The 984-nt window shown below is 51.0% G+C and carries 2 tRNA genes and 3 rRNA genes; all 5 read right to left on the reverse strand.

Annotated features, from left to right (window positions below):
- Window positions 1–120, reverse strand: a 23S ribosomal RNA gene (locus tag AC3G2T_RS38700); the annotation flags it as partial.
- Window positions 121–366: 246 nt separating this feature from the next.
- Window positions 367–442: transfer RNA gene (locus tag AC3G2T_RS38705), tRNA-Ala, on the reverse strand.
- A gap of 68 nt (window positions 443–510) precedes the next feature.
- A tRNA-Ile gene (locus tag AC3G2T_RS38710) sits at window positions 511–587 on the reverse strand.
- 64 nt (window positions 588–651) lie between these two features.
- A 5S ribosomal RNA gene (gene rrf / locus AC3G2T_RS38715) occupies window positions 652–768 on the reverse strand.
- Window positions 769–876: 108 nt separating this feature from the next.
- Window positions 877–984, reverse strand: a 16S ribosomal RNA gene (locus AC3G2T_RS38720); the annotation flags it as partial.

Consider the following 984-nt stretch of genomic DNA (forward strand, 5'->3'; position numbering starts at 1 on the left):
CATTCGGACATCCCCGGATCGAAGCCTGCTTACGGCTCCCCGAGGCATTTCGTCGTTCGCCACGTCCTTCTTCGGCTCCTAGCGCCTAGGCATCCTCCGTGTGCTCTTTCTAGCTTAACCACTAGAACGTACTTTCATTAACTGCTGTGACACAGTCAACGAAAAGGATTTCTAAGTTTCACGCTTTACGTTTCGTTTCGTTATCTAGTTTTCAAGGAACAATGTCGCAACTGTTAAGTTGTCAACAGATATGCTGTGATTCGACTTTCTTTACCGCCTCACCAGCGGCAAAAAGTATCTTATCACATCTTACTCGCTCATTTCAAGTCGAATTTCCGAGAAATTCTTACCTGAAACGATCGTTGTTGGTGGAGCCAAGCGGGATCGAACCGCTGACCTCCTGCTTGCAAGGCAGGCGCTCTCCCAGCTGAGCTATGGCCCCATATTCACTTCAAAAGTGAAGCATGGCTTCGAGGCATAACCTCGGTACTTCCTTTATGAAGTTTTGTATGGTGGGCCCTAGTGGACTCGAACCACCGACCTCACCCTTATCAGGGGTGCGCTCTAACCAGCTGAGCTAAGGGCCCAAAATAAAAACCCACCTACGATCTTTCGAAGCTTGCTTTCTTCGAAAGCGTTCGCTGTGGGCTCGCTTGGCAACGTTCTACTCTCCCAGAACCCTTCGGTTCAAGTACCATCGACGCTGGAGGGCTTAACGGTCGTGTTCGAGATGGGAACGCGTGGATCCCCTCCGCCATCATCACCAAACGAGTGCAGCTTCTACAGCTGCCCGAAAGGATCTTGCCCTTTCAAAACTGAACACGAGTGAAGAAACTTTGTTTGTCCGACAACCTGCAGTTGTCATGGACTCCATAGAAAGGAGGTGATCCAGCCGCACCTTCCGATACGGCTACCTTGTTACGACTTCACCCCAATCATCTACCCCACCTTCGGCGGCTGGCTCCTTGCGGTTACCCCACCGAC

The sequence above is a fragment of the Paenibacillus sp. sgz302191 genome (genome assembly GCF_057749925.1).